The following is a 21,834-nucleotide window of genomic DNA, read 5'->3' as shown; positions in this document are numbered from 1 at the left end:
TCTTTGACTCTCAAAGAGGCTTTAAAGGATTTGAGGCATATATGGCTTACAGTACTTTTTCTCAAAAGAAAAACGATCAGCTAAAAGAACCTATGTTCTTTGGTCAGTCAGTAAACGTAGCGCGTTACGACCAGCAAAAATTTGAAATCTTTGAAAAGCTGATTGAAAAACAGCTTTCTTTTTTCTGGCGTCCTGAAGAAGTAGACGTGTCGAGCGACCGTATCGACTACAACAACCTGCCTGATCATGAAAAACACATTTTCATCAGTAACCTAAAGTACCAGACTCTGCTGGATTCTATTCAGGGCAGAAGCCCGAACGTGGCACTACTGCCGTTGGTTTCTCTACCTGAAGTAGAAACTTGGATCGAGACGTGGTCTTTCTCTGAAACCATTCACTCACGCTCTTACACGCACATCATCCGTAATATCGTGAACGATCCTGGTTTGGTATTCGATGACATCGTTGAAAACGAGCACATTCTTAAGCGTGCAAAAGACATTGCACACTACTACGACGATTTGATTCAGCTGACTAACGATTACCACCGCTACGGCGAAGGAACTCACAAAATCGATGGCGAAACTGTTGAGATCAAGCTGCATGATCTTAAGAAGAAGCTTTACGTTTGCCTAATGTCAGTTAACGCACTGGAAGCCATCCGTTTTTACGTAAGCTTCGCATGTTCATTTGCATTCGCTGAGCGTGAGCTAATGGAAGGTAACGCAAAAATCATCAAGCTTATCGCTCGTGATGAGGCGCTTCACCTTACAGGTACTCAGCATATGCTGAACCTGCTTCGTAACGGTCAGGATGATTTCACGTTCATGCAAATCGCTGAAGAGTGTAAGCAAGAGTGTTTTGATCTGTTTAGAGATGCAGCTGAGCAGGAAAAAGAGTGGGCAGAATACCTGTTCAAAGACGGTTCAATGATCGGGCTGAACAAAGACATTCTTTGTCAGTATGTTGAGTACATCACTAACATTCGTATGCAGGCAGTAGGTCTGGATGCGGCATACCCTGAAGCAAACTCTAACCCTATTCCATGGATTAACGCTTGGTTGTCTTCAGACAACGTACAGGTTGCGCCACAGGAAGCGGAAATCAGCTCTTACCTGGTTGGTCAGATTGACAACGAAGTTGATGCAGAAGATTTCGGAGACTTCGAGCTGTAATGCAGAAAATCAAAATCAACGAACTCAACCCAATCACTGGTAGTGGAAGAACGCTGCTAGAAGAAATGGAACTGGCTGGTTTTGAGCCAGAATACAATTGCAGAGACGGTCATTGCGGTGCATGTCGATGTGAATTGAAGTCTGGTGAAGTTGAATATGTTGGTTTTGCTATGGCATTTACACAGCCAAAAGAAATTTTGCCCTGCATATGCAGGGCAAAAACCGATGTAGAATTGGAAAAAGTAAACTATCAGCTAAAGGTCAAAACAGCCTGATTTTTGTGTTTTTGACCTTCATTTCCGTCAATTTGCAGCGTCTTGAATGCACTCAGAATTGCTTAAACCGGCATATTTTTTGAGTAAATATTCAGCCGTCTTGGACGAAATATCTTTCTCACCTATTGGTTTTCCACCATCATCAAACAGAGACATTCTGTAACCACCATTTGGGGTATCATTGTCTGCTCTGGGCGCTTCCAACCAAGTTGATACCAAATCACTGACATGTTGGCTATGTGCTTCTCCCAACAACACTTTTTCACCGGATACACGGTACCAAACTTTGATCATCGTTTGTGTAATCATGGGTCCCTCCAGATCGCAAATGAAGTGAGTAAAGGTGTCAATATGTTGTTCTGACCTTCTTATATTAGCTAATTTTTCGCCAATCCCAAGACTCATTTTAAAGAAAATGTTGAAAAAAACACTTGCATAAAACGTGATTTGTTTTCTTTCGTTTTTTGGCTCTCATTACTCCTTGAGACGCAAAGACAATTTTGTTGTCAATGTTTTTCCTTATAACTTTTACACCGCAGAATTTGGCACATAGAGCTCTTTTTTTCTAACCAGAGAACTATATTGTCCAAAGACAGCTTTTTGCTCTAAATGACGCCTTAACATGTCCAACATCACTGCGGCAATCAGACTGCGTTTATCCTGCTTGGCATAGTTTCTGGCGAATTCCAGCACTTGCCCCCACTCGCCGTTTCCCGTTGATAGTGCGATGGCAAACACGTTGTCTTTCAATTTTCCACAAGACAAGCCAAACGTCGCTTTACCATTTTCACGAGTTGCCGCCGCAAGCGCTAAAGCGGCGGCCAGAGGATCCTGTTCAACCAAATTTTTATCCATTTGAGTGTTCATCACCCAGCTTTGCTTAAGCTGTTGCGCTACTAGCTCATTTTCGTGGACCCAACTCGTTAAAAAGCCGCCACTGGCTTGCTCTGCAATAGAGAGCGTTGTCCCAGTTTCCGCTAACAATGCACCAACATTGTCGATCATAGGCTCATCAACACTCACTACATTGTCTTTCAAGTGTCCGTATACCACTTGAAGTAGCTTGAGCCTGCGCTCCATGTCCGCAGCAGGTCCGAAGATTTTAACTTCAATGAATGGCATGTAAGAGCGATAACCCAACTCGTATTCTTCAGGCAGTTTAATAAGGTCTAACTTGTCTGAAATACCGGACTCAGAAAGCCCCACAGTGTATATCCGGCTGCATTCGGAAGGTAAGATGTCACGATGTTTATCACCAAGGCTTGGCAGGATTTGCTCGCATACCATCTTTTTAAATTCACTAGGAACGCCCGGTGTGAAGTAGAACATGGCTTTGTCGATTTGCATTTCGAACCCACAAGCTGTGCCAATTGGGTTATCTATAATGCTGGCTTTTTCAGGCAACATAGCTTGTTTTAGATTGCTGTCTGGCATTGTTAGCCCGCGACGAGTGAACTTATCTTCAAGAACGGTCAGCCACTCCTGAAACAAAGTCAGCTTTTGGTTCGCTGCTTTTGCCGCTGCTGAAGCCGTCAGGTCATCAGTTGTAGGACCCAAACCTCCATTGACAATCACCACATCAAATGTCTTGCTCAGACGTTCGATTTCGTCCTGAAGCACATCCAACTGATCGCCGACGGTAGAACGGGCAGAGAGCTGAAACCCACTCTGATACAGCGTTTCACCAAGCCATGACGCATTGGTATCCACAATGTCGCCATGAAGCACCTCCTCACCGGTGCTCAACATTGCCACTTTCAACATAAACCTAATCCTTTATCTTTCGAATTGTTGTTATTTTCACAGTTCTGCTACGCAAGCTGACTCAAATTAGTCAATTATTTTCTGTTCAACTATTCTTCTTAGACCGTGTTAAAGGCTGATATTTTTCAATTTTTTAACGATCAAAGTGATTGCATCTATGATTCGTACAGGAAATAATGCTCAGCTCACTGTTATTGGTTATTCTCAACGGAGATCTCTGTGCGACTGAAGTCACTGTCTACCGCATTGCTTGCATTTACAACTTCGACTCAAGCTGCTGATTTTGATATCGACAACTTATCCTATGACTTGAATAGCGGCTATGACCATCAGAGCTACAGTCTTAACATTGATACAAGCATAAATCCATTCTATCTGTCTTTTAATGACAATATTGAGACGAACCCTGAAGTGGAACAGCCGCTCCCGCTCTACCTGCAGGTACAGCCAGAAAAGGATTGGCAGTACCTGAAAGAGCAGACCTATACCATTCTTGGACTGAGTGTCGCGACTGTCGGGTTAATGACTCTGTTGCCAGAAAGCATCACCAAGTGGGATGCCGAAGCACGTGACATGAGTAAGCTCGGTAAGAAGTGGGTCGATAATGTTAGCCAGGGACCTGTCTGGGACCGCGACGAACATTTCCTTAACTACATCATGCACCCTTATTTCGGTGGTGTTTACTACACCGCTTCCCGACACGCTGGATTCAATGAGTTTGAGTCGTACCTCTACTCGTTGACCATGTCTACCCTGTTCTGGGAGTTTGGCGTTGAGGCATTTGCGGAAATCCCTTCGTGGCAGGACATTTTCATTACTCCATTTTTCGGCGCAGTAGTCGGTGAATTGATGTTTGAAGGCGAGCAGAGCATCGTTGCCAATGGTGGAGAGGTGCTAGGCTCTGAGACGCTTGGCGATGTTTCCCTGTTCTTCTTAAACCCAGTTGGTCACATTCATTACTGGGTAACCGATGCTTGGGGCGGAGATGCGAAATTCAATTTCAGAACGACTCCGTGGACTGGTTACCAAACCGATGTCGACTTAGCCGTTAACCCACAAGGACCTCTGGACAAGCAATTCTACGGTATGGAATTGACCATCACGTTTTAAGCTGCAATCGGAAATCATTAAAGCGCCTTCTCAGGCGCTTTTTCAGTTTTTAGAGCTATGCCCGCCCCTCTTTTAATAAACTTGATTACTATCATATTTCCCTACCGGTAAACCTCTAAACTGATATCACAGAGCAAATTTTTGGCTCTGAATCAGGTCAATAGCCTTAAGATAGGAGGATGCGTATGTACACGACCTTCATAGTGAGCTTTGTAGGAACTGCGACCCCAACCACAATCAAAAAACTGGCTTCCATTACTCACGACAACGGAGGCAAGTGGCTACTCAGTAAGGTGAATTTCATCGAACATCAGGTCGCTGCCGTCATCAAAATCGAGTTACCTTCGGAAAACGAAGACACAGTCAAAGACGCGTTTGCTCAAACACCCGACCTTCTGGTTCAATTCAGTAATGCAAACGACCTAAGCAATGAAACAGACACCATCCACCAGCTCAGGTTGGATGCGAATGACCGGGCAGGTATTGTCAATGAAATCAGCCATGTGCTGGATGGTCAGGGCGTCAGTATTCTAGACATGGATTGCCAGCGCGTGTTTATCGCCGGAGGAGGCGGAGTCAGCTCCAGCCTGTTTAGTTCAACAATAGCGGTTAAAATTCCAAAAGAAGCGAACATCAAAGACATCATCAATGAGCTAGAGTCTCTTAGCGAAGATACGAGAGTCGTTCTGGAAAGTTAATAAACTGAGCCCAAGCCGCAGCGAGTTTGGGCTCTCTACTCCCGGGTTTTAAAACAAAACCCGCACATTCCTCTGTATTCCTGTCTTATATTTAATTTCATCAACAAGAATAGTTTCAGCTCACACAATTATTGGTTAACCTTCAGGTTAATGGTTGTCTGAATTACTGAGCCTATGAATAAAATTGCGCTTGCTGCTATCGTCCTTTGCAGTTTGATAAAATCACCCGATTCAAACGCAGATACGTTGGTACTGACATCTCTTGAGTGGCCACCTTACACCAGCCAATACCTCTCTGATCACGGTGCATCTTCCGCAGTTGTTAAAGCAGCTTTACAGGCAATGGGACACGACCTCGAAATTCGTTTTTATCCTTGGTCTAGAGCGGTCCGGCTTGCAAAGAACAACAAGGATTACGCTGGCTATTTCCCGGAGTATCATCTTGAATCCGACGACCTTCTACTTTCTGATTCCATCGGCTCCAGTACTTTGGGCTTCGTGGAGCGCGTTAAGGATCCAATTAAATGGTCAACATTGTCTGATCTCAAACCCTATAGTATTGGTGTGGTTCAGGATTACGTTAATACCAAAGAGCTGGACGAAAAAATAGCAAACGGCACGTTGCGCGCTTCTCCTGTTTTAAATGACGCATCTAACATCCGTAAATTGGGAGCTGAACGCATTTCCATCGCTGTGATAGACGAATACGTCTTTCAATACCTAATGGAAAACGATCCCAAACTCGATTTATTGAATGGTGAGTTGCAGATGAACGCCAAAAGACTAGAAAACAAAGAGCTGTTTATTGCGTTTACTAACGACGATCTGGGTCGAAAATGGCGGGAAATCATTAATCAGGGACTGAAGAAAATCAAAGTCAATCAGATTGCCACCCAGTCGCTTAACCAATAACTTACAAACCGTGCTTTTTGCGGATTTGGTGAATAGAAACCAGCGAATCGACCGTTGTATACCCTTTCAGGCATTCGGCAGCATTGGCATTGGCCAGATGAAGTGTTTTTACAGGGCTAATTTCATTGTAAATTCCCCAGAGACACGCGCTGCAAAATGCATCCCCTGCACCTACGCTGGAAACAATGTCTTCAGAGCTAAGTGCCAGGCTCTCCACCCATATTGAATCCCCATACTTTGAAACCCAAGCCGCCCCCTCCGGCATATGGATAATGACGTTCTTGTTCACACCTTTTTCAAGCAGTGCCTGACCCGCCGCTAAAACATCATCTGAACTGATGCTGCCCTCTTTTCTCAGAGTCTTTTGCAGGCAGTACCCCGCCTCAAGTTCATTGATGATCAGGTGATCAACGTATTTCAGGCAGGGGGTAACCTGAGAATCCACATCTCTTATCTCGGTCGACACCATATCTAAACTGGTCTCTAACCCAAGAATCTTTAACTGTTTTAGTGCTTTTACAGCATAAGGTAGACCGTTGGCATCTAGGGAATCCATGGTTTTAAGCAGTAACAGATAACCAAAATGCGCCATCTTGATGTTGCGCATCCCAATTGCGGTGTAAGGAATATCGACAGGGGAAAACTTCGCTGATACACCGTCTTGGTAAAAAAACGTGCGCTCTCCGGTTTTTGAATCCGTCATGACATGAGTGTGAGCCGTGATGCCGGGAATCGACTTAATCCAGGAGTAATCAAATCCGTACTGATGGCAAACATCAAGAACAAACTGCCCGTACTCATCATCGCCGACAACACCACACCCGTAAACTGGAACGGTGTCATCCAGTACACTCAAGCCTATAGACACATTAAATGCGCATCCGCCCGGCCCCTTAACCTGATTCTCAATTAAGCCTAAGCCAGATTTTTCTGGCCAAGGCGAAACGAAATGCACAAGGTCAACGATCCAGTTGCCAATGCACAAAATCCCCTGCCGCTGATCCATAACCAACCTGCTCCGTAGCCAGCCTACTTGAGTTCATTCCACAATGGGTAGATCGCGGGCTCATCCTCGATAATGTCAGAGAAACGACCAAGTGGCTGATCAAAATAGTTATCTCCGTTGTCATCATTCGCCATCGAGACTTCACCTGTCAGCACCGGACCTTTACCCTTCTCACCATAGAAACGATGCATCAACCCTGTAGGGATTCGGATGCTCTGCCCAGGCGAAAGAATGATTGGTTCAAACGGTTTTACCTGTACCCATTCACCATCAACTGTCACCTTAATGTCTTTGTCCAGATGCTCACCTTTCCCATTCACTTTGACACATTCGACCACCAAATTTCCGCCACCTCGGTTGATGATGTCTTCCACTTTCTTTTTGTGGTAGTGCAGCGGCGTTTCTTGTTCCTCTTTGACCATCATGATCTTCTCGGCGTAAGGCACGCTGTTTTTATCAGACTGATCACCGTTTCGAATGCAGAACAACACCAACCCTCGCTGATCAAATCGGTCTTCATTAAAGTCCGTCACATCCCACCCGAGCTGATATTGGTTGTTGTATGCCGCAAGATCTGAGTTTTTCTGCCAAGCCTCTTTACTCCACTTCCCCCAGCGTGGAAGTTTGAAATGGAATTGTTCCATCAAAGCTTCCGCATCTCGAATCGCTTGGTTGACCTGAGATCGTTTCATTGTATTTCCTCCACGGATTGATTCTGATGAGACAGCAAAGCTGCTGTGAAAATTTGATGCTGAATAAACGCCTCTTGCGGCGTCACACATTGGAAACCCGACACACTTCCCGTTGCAAGTTCATCGACAAAAGACGCCCACATTTGCTGAACCGCGTCGGTAAAGCCAAACTCCATGATCCCACCCGAAATGGTGGAATAAGCAGGCAAGTAGCCAACTGGTACGGTTTGCCAGATTTGCTCACCGCCTGATTCATATTCCATCTTCTGATACTGATTGGGACTGGCAGTGGAAAAGCGATAGCTTCGCTTGGTGCCATGAAGTTCGAAGTACCAGGAATTGTTATGCCCCGGCGCAATTCGGTAGGTTTTTAGGCGAACAGGAAAGCTCTGTTTTTCCCATCTTGCCTGACAATGCAAGTCGGCATTCTCGTAGGTGTCGCAATCCACCCATTCGCCCTGTGTATTCTTACGCTTCTGAACGACATCGCTCAATTGGGCGTACACTGAATCAAACGCCCATCCTAGTTTGAGAGGTACATGCAGAATGTGCATCCCAAGGTCACCCATGCACCCGTATTCGCCACAAAATTGTTGCTGACGCTTCCAGTTAATTGGCTTATCCGGATTGATATCGCTCGAATGCAGGAAACCAATGTCGGCATACAGCAACGTATTATCTGAGCTGGGTTTGAGTTCTCGAATTAACGCCTGCATGGCTGGATAGAACGGGAACTCAGAGGTACAGCGCACGAACACATCCGGGTGAGATTCAATGCACGCTAAGATCTTTTCTGATGCTGATTTGTCTATCCCAAACGGTTTTTCTGCGAAAAGATGTTTGCCCGCTTCGATGATGTCGATATACAGCTGTTCATGAAGATGATGAGGGACAGCGCAATAGATGGCATCAATAGATTCATCATTCAACAAATCGTGATAGTCAGACGTATAGCGTGTGATGCTGGGAAAGTTGTTTTGATACCAGCCATAAATGGATTCATTGGTATCACATAGCGCCACGATTTCTGGTTTACCCGATACCTCGGTCAAATGACACCAGCGCGCGGCAGCGGAGGCAAATTCCTTACCCATCATGCCGCCGCCTATAATGCCAAATCGTATGGTTTTCATTACGCGTCCCCAATCATTGCTTTTGCGTCTTGCGGCGTTGTTCCCTGGTGAACCACCGCCATCAGAGCGCGAGTGATGCCCGCAGGATCGTGGTGTTGTATTACATTACGCCCGTAAACAATCCCTTTTGCGCCCTGCTTCATTAACTGAGCAGTGCGATTCAAGATTTCATCATCACTGACTCTCCCACCCCCTCGAACGAGTACTGGCACTCGCTGGGCAGTTTCTATCACCTTGTGATACTCACTTACGTCATCACAGGGATCGGCTTTAATGATGTCGGCACCTAACTCGCTGGCCTGGCGAACCAATGGCACGATCTTACTCAGATCCCCATCCACCATATATCCACCCGCCTGACTATTGGGCTGCATAACTAATGGCTCAACCATCAACGGCATGGAGTAGATTTCACACTCTTTTCTGAGCGCGTTAATGCGCGTTAAGCACTGGCGATACAAATCCGTTTCATTCGGCAACTGCAATAAATTCACAACAACGCAGGCTGCATCTAGCCTAACCGCTCTCTCCACTGGGTTTTCTATCATTTCCGAGAAAATGGGTGGAACCAATTCCGTCCCATAGCAGTTGGCAATGTCTGTTCTTAATACCAAAGCCGGTTTTTTCGGCTTGTTCATCCCTTGAAGAATACGTGCGCTACCCGGTGGAAGCTGAATCGCATCTGGGTCGGCTTCCACAATGGCAGAAATCGCCTGATCCATATTTTCGATACCCTGGAGAAATGCCCCCTGATTGAACATGCCGTGATCAATCGCGACATCAAAACAGTGCCCGGATTCTCCAAACAGACGGTTCATTCTTGCTTCTAACATGTGATTTTCCTTAACCTGCAACCATTAAATGCACCAGCTCTTCGCTGTTGGTTTCTTTCGCTTCTCGTACACCAACAACCTGCCCTCGGCGAAGAACGGTAATTCTGTCTGACACCGCAAACACATCATTCATGTTGTGAGAGATAAGAATGATGGCGACGCCCTGCTCTTTGAGCTTCAAAATCAGCTCCATCACTTTGCGCTGCTCGGGTACGCCCAGTGCCGCTGTGGGTTCGTCCATAATCAGTACCTTGGCTTGCCAGTACACCGCTCGCCCAATGGCAATCGCCTGTCGCTGTCCACCCGACAAACTGAGCACGGGTTTCTTCAGTGAGGCTTTTGGAATGATGATATCGAGTGGCTTGATGACCTCTTCAGCCACCTTGGTCATGTAGGCTCTGTCCAATACGGGAAACACCCCTAATCGCTTGGTTTTGGGTTCCCGACCAAGAAAGATATTGCTGCCCACATCCAGATTGTCGGCTAATGCCAAATCCTGATAGATGGTTTCAATCCCTGAACTTCGCGCTTGCGACGGGTCTTCGAAGGCGACATCCTCATCTTGGTAAGTCATGGTGCCGCTATCGGGAATGTACACACCAGACAAGGTCTTAATCAGGGTGGACTTACCCGCTCCGTTATCCCCCACCAATGCCATAACTTCGCCAGGTCGAACTTCAAACGACACCTGTTTTAGCGCTTCGACGCCCCCAAAGGTTTTGCAAAGATTAGACGCCGACAGGATGGGCTTTGCTTGTTCAGCGCTATTCATCGTGACCTCCTGTCAGCTTAGATTTCGACTGGTCAATGAACACTGAAACTATGATGACCACACCAACCGCCACAAACTGCCAGAATGGCTCAACATCAATAAACACTAAGCCAAACTGGATAACGGCGATGATCAATGCTCCGATCAATGTGCCAATAACAGTGCCGTAGCCGCCAAACAAACTGGCACCTCCAATCACCACAGCCGCAATGGAATCGAGAAGCATAGGCTCGCCGGCCTGCGCTGCCCCAGCAGAGAAACGGGCTGTGTAAGTGGCGCCTGCTAGACCTGCACATAAAGCAGCAAGAATATATACCCAGGTCAGTTGGCGTTTGACTTTAATGCCTGAGCGAATCGCCGCATTGCGATTACCACCAATCGCGTAAGTGTATTGCCCGAACTTGGTTTGAGATAACAGGTAATGCGCTAGAATAAGCACCGCGATGGCAAGTAAAACCGGATAAGGAATGCCTAATAATTTCCCATTACCAAAAGCATACAGATAGCTATTGTTGACTGGGACCGTAGTGCCGTCAGCAAAAATGAACCCCATCCCCCTTGCAACACCATACATGCCTAATGTTCCTATAAACGGCGGGATAGCAAGCCTCGCAATCAGGGTGCCATTGATGACGCCGGGAATAAAGGATGCCAACAGCGCTGCACCGAACCCTACTATCAGTGCAATAAAGGTATCCGCTGGCATCAAATTCATGGTAGCGGCCATAATGACCGAGGCAAAACCCATGATGAATCCGAGCGACAAATCGATGCCTGCCGCAATGATCACAAAGGTTTGACCAATACCCAGTAACAATGGGGCAGCAGCAAATAAAGCAATACTTTGCAATGTGAAGCTGTTGCCCAGAAATGTAGTGTCAAACATCACTTGAGACCACACTTCAAAAAACAGTAGTAATAAAGTTAAAAATAACCAGGGCCAGGCTTTGCTCAACCACTCCAGCCAGGAAAATCCTGAATTTTGAGCAGACGACTCCTCTGCCTTTGTGGTAGATGGAACACTAGACATAAAAATACCTATCTATGGATTTAGGTTTGTAATTAGAATGCTGACTTAGGGCAGGACGCGCCTGCCCTGCGATTCTTTAGTCGGAGTACACGTATTTACGGATGTCTGGTGAATCGATGTTCGATTTATCCATCACCACAAACCCAGTTCCAATATGAGTAGGTACTGCCTGACCTGTTAACAACGCATGGGCAGTCATGACACCGTAGTAACCCATGGTGGCAGGTTGCTGAGCGACGGCAATGTCGACCAAACCACTTTTAATGTCCTGAACAATTCTTGGCAATGCATCAAATGCCACTACCTTAATCTCGCCCACTTTACCCAGCTTCTTCACACCTTCGGCTGCACCCAACGCAGAAAACGTGTTGGCACCAAACACACCTGCAAGGTCTGGATTACGTGCGTAGACTGCCTGAAGTTGTGAAGCTGACTTGTTGGAATCATCTTCGTTGTACTGAATCTTCAGAACTTCTACATCTGGCCAGCGCTTCATCTCATCCATAAAGCCTTCCGCGCGTTGGTCAGTGGTGGAAATGCCAGGTTTCACACTGGCAACGTACACCTTGCCTTTGTAACCAATGGATTTCGCCAGCGCTCGGGCAGCAATTCGACCACCTAGCACGTTGTCGGATGCGATATAACTGTCGACAAAATCGCCTGGACCACTTCCGTCCTGATAGTTTCCGTCATCAATGAATGTATCTACTGTAATCACGCGGATACCCGCGTCAGCGGCTTGTTTTAACGGTGCAATCAACTGTTGTTTATCGACAGGAGAAATCAAAATCGCATCTGGTTTTTTGGCGATGATGGCGTTCAAAATAGGCACTTGAGCGGTGGTGTTCCACTCGCGCGGAACCTGAAATGCCAGGTCAGCACCAATGGCATCTGCTGCGTGTTGCGCGCCTCTGTGCATGGTGAAATAAAATGGATCAACAACCCCGGGGATTAGGGCAAGCTTGAGTTTCTCAGCAGCATTTGTCATTTGGCTGAACATTGCAGCCAAACCCAGAATCGCTGTCAGGGTGGCAACTTTCACGGTATGTTTCATCGTTTTCCTTCCTTGTATCAGATGGGATGACACGGGCATAACATGGCTGTAAAAAAGAAACGCTTCCTATCTTTTGGATCTTTTTCCAGATGCCCAATTCTCTAACCGATTCGTTAAAGTTAACCCTATGTTATATTTTGACACGTGTACAGAATCAAAAATGAGAAAGGTGATTTAGTGAACAGTTTTGTGAATAAGAGTAGAAGGAGAAAAGCTAACTCATTGTTTTATATTAATTTAAAACTAAAAGAATTAAATTATTGGATAAAAAAAGCTAACAATTTTGGAAGTAAAGTGCTTTTATTTTTAGGAAAAACATTCTGTAGCGTGAGGAAAAATAAGAAGATCTTTGACAAGATCACATCGTTACTTTAAACCTCAACTAAGCAGACAAACGCTTCACTAAACGGGAATGAATGGTGACTTCTCGAATAATCTCCGGCTCCAACACCGCATCAACCACCGCCCTCGCCATTTGACTGCAACTTTGCTTCACAGTGGTCAGGGGTGGAGTCAAAAATGGCGCGAGTTCAATGTCATCGTGTCCTGCCAGCAAAACCTGTTTCCCGACTTTTACCCCAGCGTTGTTTAACGCACTTAATGCGCCTACTGCGATGTTGTCATTCATGCAAATAATGCCGCATTTCTCATTCGCCCAGTCGGTTTCTTGCAGCCACTTAAAGATCATCGTGTGTCCGTACGCAGCGTCTGGCCAGGTGATGTCTGATTCTTCATCCACAATGAATCTAGGCTCCAAACCAGCTTCTTTCATTCGGTCGCTATAACTTTTTCTACGAGTGGTAATAGACGGTTTTTCAAGCTTTTTGGGCACATCCAGGTAGAAAGGATGAATGCCCTTTTCCAGGAAATAATCACAGATGATTTCCAGACTGTGTCGGTTATCGTTGACCACATAACTCGCGTTTTCCAACAAACAGTTATCCAGCCAGACGATATGTATATCGTGACGCAGTGCTTCGAAAAAACGTACCGACGCCTCATCACTTGCCGTCGGCACTAAAATCAATGCTCTGGGTTTCAAGCTGCGAAGCGACTGAATGATTTTGCGCTCTCGTTCTGCATCACCATGGGTGCTCTGCACAATCAGGTTCAGACCTTTCTCGTTAGCGAAATCTTCAATGTGTTTCAGCGTATCGGAATAGAAGCTATCGGTAGTGGAAGGCACTACAGCAGCAATTAGCGAGCTTTGCCCTTTTACCAAGTTTACAGCGTGCTGATTGGGCACGTATTGCAAGGCTTCACAAGCCGCTTGGATGCGCTGAATGGTCGCAGGCTTAAGAGACATGTCTCCATTGAAATACTTGGAAGCAGAAGCACGAGAAACTCCGGCTAATTTAGCAACGTCCGTCATGGTCACAGCGTTAGAGGGTTTACTCGACATGCACTTCCTTATCACGTTAATCATCTTCCTAAGATGAATTTTTCAGTAATCTTTACACGAGTCAATAGAGAAGATAACAAAAGGGCGAATACGCCACGTATTCGCCCTATTTAGGTATTCTTTTTTATCTAGACCTAAGAAACAGACCACTGAGATAAAGAACGTTTGAAATCAGAGTAGTCAAACTCGTTCAGTTTCTGAATGTCACCATTGGAACGCTCACAGTAAATTGAAGGCATCTTAAGCCCATTGAACCAGTTGAGTTTCACCATGGTGTAACCGGCACTGTCCATGATATGCAGTTTCTGCCCAATCTCGAGTGGCTGGTCAAAGTTGGCGACACAGAACTGGTCACCGGCCAGACAAGAGCATGAACCAATGACATATTCATGTTCACCATTTTCAGACGCTTCTAAAACTGACGCAGGCTCGTCGTAGATGAGCGTGTCCAGACGGTGAGCTTCAGTTGCTGAATCAACAATCGCTGTCTTCTTCTGATTTTCAACGACATCCACAACCGTTACTACCAAGTCAGTCGTTTTCGTAATGATCGCTTCACCAGGCTCCAGATACATCTGAACACCGTGTTTTTCAGAAAAGGCCTTCAGTGCCAAGCCAAGTTTTTCAATGTCATAACCTGGCCAGGTGAAGAACACCCCACCACCCATGCTGACCCAATCCAGTTTATTCAGGTATTCACCAAACTGCTCTGAGATGGAATCCAGCAGACCGATAAAGGCATCAACGTCTTTGTTCTCACAGTTCATGTGGAACATTACACCTTCAATGGAATCGAACACTTCAGGGTTGATGTGGTCAACTTGGACACCTAAGCGAGAAAACTGACGCGCCGGGTTTGCTAAATCTTGCCCCGCGTAACTCACCCCTGGGTTTAAACGCAGACCAATTGAAGCTTTGCCTTCAACAATATGACGGTATGCCGCCAGCTGGTTTTGTGAGTTGAAGATCATCTTGTCACTGATGTCGGCGACCTCACGAACATCGTCTTCGCTATAACCCACGCTGTAGGCATGCGTTTCGCCACCAAACGTTTCGTGCCCAAGTTTGACTTCGTATGGACCCGAGCTTGTCGTTCCATCTAAGTAAGGTTTGATGATGTCAAACACACCCCAAGTAGAAAAGCACTTGAGTGCCAGTACCAACTTCACTCCGGAAATCTCTTTCAGTTGTTTGGCTTTCTCTAGGTTTGCAATCAACTTATCTTCATTGATCATGAAGTACGGGGTTTTCAGTTCGCTTTTTTGCATTCTTAGTACCTTGCGTGCCTTATTAACAAATAAAGCACTTTAAAATCGAACAAAGCCGACGCAGTGGCATCGGCTTTAGTAAATTCAAGATTAGCCTGAGCTAGGTTCTTACTTTTTCAGTTCGTGAATATTAGGAAGTCCCTGCCCTGCTTCCAGTTCCTGTACATGCCAGTCAAGACCAATAGAAGGCATGGTTTCAAGGAACGGATCCGGGTCTAGCTGTTCCATGTTGAACACACCTTTGTCTGCCCACTCACCACGGAAGAATTGCAGCGCCGCAGTAATGGCTGGTACACCTGTGGTGTAAGAGATAGCTTGGTGCTCAACGTCTTCGTACGCGACTTCATGATCAGCGTTGTTGTAGATGAATACGCTGCGCTCTTTGCCGTCTTTCTTACCCTGAACCCAAGTACCGATACACGTTAGGCCTGTGTAACCCGGCGCAAGAGACGTTGGGTCTGGCAATAGCGCTTTAAGTACATGCAAAGGCTGGACAACCGTGCCGTCATGCAGAGTCAGTGGTTCTGGGCTCAACAGACCAATATCGCGCATAACATTGAAGTAGTTCAGGTAACGATCACCGAAGCCCATCCAGAATTCAATGCGCTTTGCTGGAATGAACTCTTTCATTGAGCGTACTTCGTCGTGCGCCATCGAGTAAACTTTGTGCGAACCACAGTTCGGGAAATCAAACTCAAGCATACGAGAGTGGCAAGGAACTTGTTTCCACTCGCCGTTTTCCCAGTAGAAAGAATCGCCCTGGATCTCTAGCATGTTAGTTTCTGGATCGAAGTTAGTGGCAAACTTCTTACCGTGGTCACCTGCGTTTACATCCATTACGTCGATGGTGTCAATCTCATCAAACAGGTGCTTCACTGCGTAAGCAGCGAATACAGATACAACACCTGGATCAAAGCCCGCGCCCAGAATACCTGTAATGCCCGCTTCTTCGAACTTCTCGCGGTAACCCCACTGCCAGTCGTACGCTTCTGGTACTTGCTGACCTTCAGAGCAAAGGTCTACGGCAACGGATGTATCAAGGTATGAGACTTTCGCTTGGTAACACGCTTCCATGATGGTCATGTTCACCCAAGGAGGACCTGCGTTAATCACTAGATCGGGTTGTACTTCTTTGATGAGTGCAACTAGAGCGTCGACATCGTCTGCGTTTACTGCACGAGCTTCCAGCTTCTTGGATGGATCTTTCAGGTTGTTTTTCTTCTGAATAGATTCGATGATTTTCTCACATTTGCCTACGGTACGTGAAGCAATGGTGATATCACCCAGCACGTCGTTGTTCTGAGCCGCTTTGTGTGCGACTACCCAACCTACGCCGCCTGCACCAATTTGAAGAATTGCCATTATTCTTGTCCCTTATTATTTCGCTAGTTCAACCGCTAGTTGGTCGATGTCGTTTAATAGTTTTTCGAAGTCTGACAGAGCCAGACACGGATTTAAAATTGTGAATTTCAGCGCTGACTGACCGTTTACCGTGGTCTCACCTAATACTGCAATGCCGCGAACCAAAGCTTCGATTCGCACCTTCTGGTTCAACTTACACAGCTCATCAACCTGGTTATTGGTTACTCGAAATAGCACCGTTGACAATGCAGGTTCTGAGAGCAATTCAAAGCCCTTACGTTGGTGAACCAGATCCGCCACTTGTTGTGTTTGCTCAAGCAGATGATCATACATATCACCTAACGCTTTTGGACCCACGTTTTGCATAGTCATGAAGACTTTCAATGCATCAAAACGCTTGGTTGTTGCGATGGATTTGTCGACCAGATTAGGCAGCTCATCGTGTTCGCGGTTAAGGTAATCCGCATGGTGAAGCAAGAACTTAAAGTTCGCTTTATCCTTCACCAATAGAGAACCACAACTGATTGTTTGATAGAACAATTTGTGGAAGTCCACGCTCACTGAATCTGCACGTTCAATGCCCGACAATCGCGCCTTGTGGCTGCTCAGGATCAATGCGCCACCGTAGGCACCGTCAACGTGCATCCAAAGTTCGTGTTTTGCTGCAGCATCGGCAATGATGTTCAGATCATCTATCGCACCGTGGTCGGTTGTGCCAGCAGTACCCACTACCGCAAATGGAATCAGACCTTCTGCTTTGGCTTGCTCAATGGTTTCCTCTAGCTTGGTCGCATCCATAGTGCCGTTTGGCAATGCATCAACAGGCAGTACGGCTTTTTCACCTAACCCCATCCAAGATGCGGATTTTTGCACGGTGAAGTGTGCTTTAGCTGAGCAAACAATGCGAAGTTTGTCAGCATAGTCTGGCAAACCAAGCTTTTGAATGGAGTGACCACTGAGTTTGTCTGCAATCCAGTCACGTGCCAGCATCAAACCCATTTGGTTGCTTTGTGTACCACCGCTTGTAAAGATACCGTCAGCTTCTTTACCTAGCTCATAGCGTTCACACAACCAGTCCACGACTTTCTGCTCTACATAAGTGGCAGAGGAGGCCTGATCCCAAGAATCCATTGATTGGTTCAGTGCCGCGATCATCGCTTCTGCAGCTACCGCTGACATCAGAGGAGGCGTGTGAAGGTGGGCAATACAATTAGGGTGTTGCGTGAAAATCGCATTCTTAGCAACCAGATCGGTTGCACCAGTGATAACGTCTTTCAGGCTTTCGTTCGACGCATCCAGATTCACCCCATTGATTTGGGCTTCAAGCAGTTTTGGGTCCATGCCTGAGTATGGCTTGTCCACTTGCTCGAACAACTGTTTCATGGCTTTGGTTGTATGATTCATTACTGAAGCAAACTCATCAGCACCGGTTTCACCCGTCTGGATAAAATGCTTTTGCCATTCACTTTCTTCTGGCGTTTCATCTTTCAGACCGCCACCAGCCACTAACATCGCTTCTTCAATCACTCGTAGTGCAAAATCGATTTGCTCAAACGAGATGATAAGAGGTGGTAGGAAACGAATCACCGAACCTTCACGGCCACCTTTCTCAACCATCAAACCGCGCTCAAGCGCTGCTCGTTGAATTGCGAGTGTAAGGTCGCCGTCTGCAACTGGCTCGCCGAATTTGTTTTTCTCGCCATTAGGGTTCTGGATTTCAACACCCAACATCAACCCCTTGCCACGAACTTCTGCAATACACTTCACTCGCTTCTGGATTCTTTCTAATCCAAGACGAAGGTATTGACCCGCAATATTTGCATGTTCAACAAGGTTATCGCGCTCAATGATTTCCAGCGCTTTTGCACCTGAAACCATTGCGAGTTGGTTACCACGGAATGTACCTGTATGTTCACCCGCTTTCCAAGTGTCGATCTCTTTGTTGAAAACAAGCAGAGACATCGGCAAACCGCCACCAATTGCTTTAGACAAGCAGAGAATGTCTGGAGAAATACCGGATTCTTCAAACGCAAATCGGTAACCAGATTTACCGACACCACACTGGATTTCATCAAAAATCAGCAGGATACCGTGCTCATCACAAAGGCGACGCAGTTCGCGCAACCAGAATGCCGGAGCAGGAATTACCCCCCCCTCGCCTTGTACAGGTTCAACGATTATCGCAGCTGGCTTCATGATGCCCGCTTCGTCATCATTCAACAGACGCTCCATGTAGCGAATGCTGGCTTTTGCACCTTCATCACCACCCAAACCGAACGGGCAGCGTAGGTTGTATGGAAACGGCATAAAGTGAACGTCAGACATCAAACCCGTGCGACGCGCTTTGGTGCCAAGGTTACCCATCATGCCCATAGTGCCATTGGTCATTCCGTGGTAAGCACCTCGGAATGCGAACATGGTGTTGCGACCGGTGGTTTGCTTCGCCAGCTTGATCGCCGCTTCTACTGCATCGGCACCAGAGGGACCACAGAACTGAATGGCGGAATTTTTGGCAAACTCTTCGGGCAGAAACGCTTTAACACGTTTGATGAAGGTGTCTTTGGCTTTCGTTGTGATATCAAGAGTCTGGTACGGAAGACCAGAGTCTAGTTGATCTTTTAGTGCTTGATTAATCTCGGGATGGTTATAACCCATCGCAAGTGTGCCTGCACCAGCAAGGCAATCTAGGAAAATTTGTCCACGGGTATCTTCCACCAATGCACCATATGCGCGCTTAATGGCGATTGGTAAACGACGCGGATAAGAACGTACTTCCGACTCATGTTGTTCTTGGTCGAGTAATACTTGGTCTGGAGTCAGGTCATAGACGCCTTCAACCCCAGGAACAACAGATGAGAAAGGTGTATTGGAGCGTGATGCGTCCATTTCAAAAGCTGTGCTCATCGCAAAAAACCTTTAAATAGCGCCATTTCAAATTATTGATTTTGAATAGCAAAGATTCGCTTTCATTAACGCAAAATAGATCTTTGGCGTATTAGAAAAGCAATAGAAAGCAACCTGTGTTTGTCATGCAAACAAAGGCAAGGATTTAGCAAAGTGTGCTAATAGAGAAATGTGCGACGTATCAAGGTTCAGTAATGATACTGCAGTTTGGAAGTACGAAGCTGATTTTAAAAATTGAAGTTAAGTTAGTCATGTTGGGCTTCCTATAACAATACCAGTCCTATGGCATTTTCTTCCCATCTACTGATTGAAGAACCAATCAGTACCTACCCTACACAGTGTCACAATCAGCTTGAATGGTCACTGTGCGTATCCCCCAAAACGCTCTTCGAGATTAGCGCGGAGAATATACTAGATTATTATGGAGCGCAACGGTTTTTACATTTGGTTATTAACAATAATATTACTTATAAAAATCTCATTCTCATGTCGTATATATTCAACCCTTTAGACCGCAAGAGAAATACATAGGTTACAATTTTAAATCAGTACCTTATGCATAATATAACTACTAACAAAACCTTTCTTTTTATGGCGATATGCATCAGGTATGACCCCAATAATATTGAAGCCTAATTTTTCCCATAATTTAACCGCACTCTCGTTGGTAGAAACCACAGAATTAAATTGCATGGCTAAAAAGCCGGACTTTTTTGCATGAGCCTGAGAATGAAGGCACATTTGTGTTGCTAATCCTTTTCCTCGGGCACTGGAAGCCACCATGTACCCACAATTGCAAATATGATTGGACGGCCCAGCTGCATTAGGCTTGAGATAATAACTCCCTAAAACAGTACCGTTCTCTTTAAACACAAACGTGGCGGTGGTGTTCTCTACCCACAATGAGTAAGCATCTTCAAACGTTATGTCGGGGTCAAAAGCGTAGGTTTCTTCTGCACGAACGATTTCCTGAAAAGTATTCCAGAACAGTTCGAAGTCCTGACGGGTCATCAATGAAACATCCATGGTGCTTCCTCAAACTGGGTATGAGACAAAACTATACCCAGATAGAGAAAGTTATCCATTAACGAATGTTAAGAATCTGATTTGAAATGTTGCTTGGCAACCTGATTAAAGACATTGACCCAACGCGCATCAAATTGCTTGTCTTTGTAATTGTTGATCTCGACAATACATCGGACAAGTGGTCGCTTGAGCAAAGTATGGTGGGCTCTTTCATGGGTTCTGGCATCAAACGTATCAGCGATGCTTAAGATTTTTGCACCATCGCATATCTGATCCTGATTTAGGTGATTAGGGTAACCAGAACCATCCATTTGTTCATGATGCTGGAGTATCATTACCGCCGCATCGTGCCAACGAATTGACTCGTTGAGAAGCAGATATCCAGAATATGGATGGTGATGCAAAATTTCACGTTCACTGGAAGTAATCGTGCCTTTCTTGTTAAGCATTTCTAATGGCATGAAGGACATACCGACATCGTGCAGCATAACAGCAACTGCCAACTGGGAAGGGTCAACGGGGTTTCCGGCAACTCTGTTCATTTCCATGCTCAGAAACAGTTGTCTGAGAGTTCGCCCGTGCCAGTATTTACTTCTGTCTTCAAGAGGCTGAACCATACTGGAATAAAACCGAATATCGTCGTCTATTTCAATTCCATGTTGAGTTAACATCCCAAGCAGTTCTTCTTGGTAACTCTCTCTTATTTGCTCAGATTCATTACTTTCACTGGATGTGACTCCATCATCAGGTACTTCTGTAATCTGAGCTGAAGGGTCGAGCAGTAGTAACACATCGTTAATCAGCTTGACTTGTTTCTTGGCAGAAACATCAGCCACTAAACTGATGTCTTCACAAATCTTATCTAAAACATCCGAAGCCAGAGGACTTTCTCGTCCATCAAGCCTTGCTTCGACCATCTGCTTCGTTTTATCCAAGGAGAGCAAAATCACATCACACAAGATGCTGTCATACGACAGATGCCCTTTACGAATATAATCGAGGAGATCTTCCAAGCTTTGCATCAATGGAGTGATTGATACCAACCCGACATACACCAGATTGCCTTTTATGGTGTGCACTACACGAAACAAGCCATTCAATAAATCGACATCGTCTGGTCTGTGTTCCAGATCGATCAGAATAACCTCGCATTTTTCATGCGCTTCACGGAAATCTTGGAAGAAGTCACCCAATGATTCGTATTGGATCTCTTCTTCCGTTATCTCGTTAGGAATTGCCATGGTGTGTGCCTGCTCTATAAACGTCTAATAGCAGTATAGAACACTGAAACCATTAATATACCCAAGTGACCTCAAGATACAGGATTCAGAGCCTCATATTCTGTTTCAGTTCAAGAAAAAGAACGCAGTGGAATGACGAGTCATTTCCAAGTTCTTTGCCGAGGAAATGGGACAGAA

20 protein-coding genes are annotated in these 21,834 nt (G+C 45.8%); 5 read left to right on the top strand and 15 right to left on the bottom strand.

Features of this window, described 5'->3' with window-relative positions:
• The first annotated feature begins 41 nt into the window (after window positions 1–41).
• Window positions 42–1,175, top strand: a complete 1,134-nt coding sequence (gene nrdB / locus QMG91_RS07085; RefSeq protein WP_004401056.1) for a class Ia ribonucleoside-diphosphate reductase subunit beta — start codon at window positions 42–44, stop codon at window positions 1,173–1,175.
• Complete coding sequence (yfaE, locus tag QMG91_RS07080) at window positions 1,175–1,450, top strand: class I ribonucleotide reductase maintenance protein YfaE (RefSeq protein WP_022550969.1); 276 nt, start codon at window positions 1,175–1,177, stop codon at window positions 1,448–1,450. Before nrdB ends, yfaE begins: the two co-directional genes overlap by 1 nt.
• Window positions 1,451–1,477: 27 nt before the next feature.
• Here the strand turns inward: yfaE and QMG91_RS07075 are convergent, their stop codons facing one another.
• Both QMG91_RS07075 and QMG91_RS07070 read right to left on the bottom strand, forming a co-directional pair.
• A complete protein-coding gene (locus QMG91_RS07075; RefSeq protein ID WP_004401058.1) occupies window positions 1,478–1,759 on the bottom strand; it encodes a hypothetical protein in 282 nt (93 codons plus the stop codon).
• 219 nt (window positions 1,760–1,978) lie between these two features.
• Entirely contained in the window at window positions 1,979–3,214 is a 1,236-nt protein-coding gene (locus tag QMG91_RS07070) for a CinA family nicotinamide mononucleotide deamidase-related protein (protein WP_281829940.1), read from the bottom strand.
• A gap of 219 nt (window positions 3,215–3,433) precedes the next feature.
• Between QMG91_RS07070 and QMG91_RS07065 the strand changes: the two genes are divergently transcribed.
• The 3 genes from QMG91_RS07065 to QMG91_RS07055 all read left to right on the top strand — a co-directional run bounded on the left by QMG91_RS07065 (window position 3,434) and on the right by QMG91_RS07055 (window position 5,934).
• Window positions 3,434–4,324 carry a DUF3943 domain-containing protein gene (locus tag QMG91_RS07065; RefSeq protein WP_004401060.1) on the top strand — a complete coding sequence of 297 codons (891 nt, stop codon included), beginning with the start codon at window positions 3,434–3,436 and terminating at the stop codon, window positions 4,322–4,324.
• A gap of 185 nt (window positions 4,325–4,509) precedes the next feature.
• Window positions 4,510–5,022 (top strand): glycine cleavage system transcriptional repressor, encoded by a 513-nt coding sequence (locus QMG91_RS07060; protein ID WP_022550972.1) that lies wholly within the window; start codon window positions 4,510–4,512, stop codon window positions 5,020–5,022.
• 174 nt (window positions 5,023–5,196) lie between these two features.
• Window positions 5,197–5,934, top strand: a complete 738-nt coding sequence (locus tag QMG91_RS07055) for a substrate-binding periplasmic protein (protein WP_281829937.1) — start codon at window positions 5,197–5,199, stop codon at window positions 5,932–5,934.
• A 1-nt stretch (window position 5,935) separates the two neighbouring features.
• Here QMG91_RS07055 and QMG91_RS07050 read toward each other — a convergent pair whose 3' ends face one another.
• The 13 genes from QMG91_RS07050 to QMG91_RS06990 form a co-directional block, all read right to left on the bottom strand.
• Window positions 5,936–6,940 (bottom strand): carbohydrate kinase family protein, encoded by a 1,005-nt coding sequence (locus QMG91_RS07050; protein ID WP_022612961.1) that lies wholly within the window; start codon window positions 6,938–6,940, stop codon window positions 5,936–5,938.
• A 23-nt stretch (window positions 6,941–6,963) separates the two neighbouring features.
• Window positions 6,964–7,632: a D-lyxose/D-mannose family sugar isomerase gene (locus QMG91_RS07045; protein WP_022592934.1), complete on the bottom strand. Its 669-nt coding sequence runs from the start codon at window positions 7,630–7,632 to the stop codon at window positions 6,964–6,966.
• A complete protein-coding gene (locus QMG91_RS07040) occupies window positions 7,629–8,765 on the bottom strand; it encodes a Gfo/Idh/MocA family protein (RefSeq protein WP_281829934.1) in 1,137 nt (378 codons plus the stop codon). Before QMG91_RS07040 ends, QMG91_RS07045 begins: the two co-directional genes overlap by 4 nt.
• On the bottom strand, window positions 8,765–9,598 hold the full coding sequence (locus tag QMG91_RS07035; RefSeq protein WP_022550976.1) for a class I fructose-bisphosphate aldolase: 834 nt from the start codon (window positions 9,596–9,598) through the stop codon (window positions 8,765–8,767). The genes QMG91_RS07040 and QMG91_RS07035 overlap by 1 nt, the downstream gene beginning before the upstream one ends.
• 10 nt (window positions 9,599–9,608) lie before the next feature.
• Window positions 9,609–10,370 carry an ATP-binding cassette domain-containing protein gene (locus QMG91_RS07030; protein WP_022592932.1) on the bottom strand — a complete coding sequence of 254 codons (762 nt, stop codon included), beginning with the start codon at window positions 10,368–10,370 and terminating at the stop codon, window positions 9,609–9,611.
• Window positions 10,363–11,400, bottom strand: a complete 1,038-nt coding sequence (locus tag QMG91_RS07025; protein ID WP_004401068.1) for an ABC transporter permease subunit — start codon at window positions 11,398–11,400, stop codon at window positions 10,363–10,365. The genes QMG91_RS07030 and QMG91_RS07025 overlap by 8 nt, the downstream gene beginning before the upstream one ends.
• Window positions 11,401–11,476: 76 nt before the next feature.
• On the bottom strand, window positions 11,477–12,454 hold the full coding sequence (locus tag QMG91_RS07020) for an ABC transporter substrate-binding protein (protein ID WP_004401069.1): 978 nt from the start codon (window positions 12,452–12,454) through the stop codon (window positions 11,477–11,479).
• Window positions 12,455–12,836: 382 nt separating this feature from the next.
• Window positions 12,837–13,856 (bottom strand): LacI family DNA-binding transcriptional regulator, encoded by a 1,020-nt coding sequence (locus tag QMG91_RS07015; protein WP_022607007.1) that lies wholly within the window; start codon window positions 13,854–13,856, stop codon window positions 12,837–12,839.
• A gap of 134 nt (window positions 13,857–13,990) precedes the next feature.
• Window positions 13,991–15,124 carry a carboxynorspermidine decarboxylase gene (nspC, locus tag QMG91_RS07010; RefSeq protein WP_281829929.1) on the bottom strand — a complete coding sequence of 378 codons (1,134 nt, stop codon included), beginning with the start codon at window positions 15,122–15,124 and terminating at the stop codon, window positions 13,991–13,993.
• Window positions 15,125–15,232: 108 nt separating this feature from the next.
• Window positions 15,233–16,486 carry a carboxynorspermidine synthase gene (locus tag QMG91_RS07005; protein ID WP_022592929.1) on the bottom strand — a complete coding sequence of 418 codons (1,254 nt, stop codon included), beginning with the start codon at window positions 16,484–16,486 and terminating at the stop codon, window positions 15,233–15,235.
• A gap of 15 nt (window positions 16,487–16,501) precedes the next feature.
• Window positions 16,502–19,390, bottom strand: a complete 2,889-nt coding sequence (locus tag QMG91_RS07000) for a pyridoxal phosphate-dependent class III aminotransferase (protein WP_281829926.1) — start codon at window positions 19,388–19,390, stop codon at window positions 16,502–16,504.
• Window positions 19,391–19,930: 540 nt separating this feature from the next.
• The gene (locus QMG91_RS06995) at window positions 19,931–20,416 is read right to left on the bottom strand and encodes a GNAT family N-acetyltransferase (RefSeq protein WP_022550983.1); all 486 of its coding nucleotides are present in this window, start codon (window positions 20,414–20,416) and stop codon (window positions 19,931–19,933) included.
• Between the two features lie 68 nt (window positions 20,417–20,484).
• On the bottom strand, window positions 20,485–21,657 hold the full coding sequence (locus QMG91_RS06990) for an HD domain-containing phosphohydrolase (RefSeq protein WP_004401075.1): 1,173 nt from the start codon (window positions 21,655–21,657) through the stop codon (window positions 20,485–20,487).
• Window positions 21,658–21,834: the final 177 nt, after the last annotated feature.

It is taken from the genome of Vibrio nigripulchritudo (assembly GCF_027924785.1).
In the GTDB taxonomy this organism is placed as follows: Bacteria; Pseudomonadota; Gammaproteobacteria; order Enterobacterales; family Vibrionaceae; genus Vibrio; species Vibrio nigripulchritudo.
The sequence above is the reverse complement of the archived record's forward strand: the minus strand, read 5'-3'. Positions and strand labels throughout refer to the sequence as shown.